General features: G+C 61.6%; 1 protein-coding gene. It reads left to right on the top strand.

The window, feature by feature from the left end; all coding sequences use genetic code 11:
- Nucleotides 1–391 (top strand): immunoglobulin-like domain-containing protein (locus MKZ87_RS28870; protein WP_266202225.1); only part of this gene is annotated, 391 nt, incomplete at both ends.

Raw genomic sequence — 391 nt, 5'->3', positions numbered from 1 at the left:
AGCAACGGCTCGGTCATTACCATTGAAGCGGGCAAAACCACTGGCACCGTGACTGTTCCTGCGCCGGCCGATGACGTCTACAAGGACGCCGGCAAGGTCGAAGTAACCATCAAGGATGCGTCCGGCGGCAACTTCGAGAACCTTGTTCCGAGCACCGTCCCGGCTGTCACTGAAGTGACTGACACCATCGACACCACCACGGTGAAGCTGAGCGCCGATACATCGGTGGCCGAGGGCGGCACTGTCACCTATACCGCGACGGTCAGTGCGCCTGTGACCGGTTCGCCAGTGACTGTCACTTTGGCCAACGGCCAGACCATCACCATCGAAGTCGGCAAGACCACCGGCACCGTGACCACCACCGCGCCGAACGACGCGCTGAACGGTCATG

Source organism: Pseudomonas sp. MCal1, assembly GCF_026341415.1.
GTDB lineage: Bacteria > Pseudomonadota > Gammaproteobacteria > Pseudomonadales > Pseudomonadaceae > Aquipseudomonas.
This window is presented reverse-complemented; position numbering and strand designations above follow the sequence as displayed.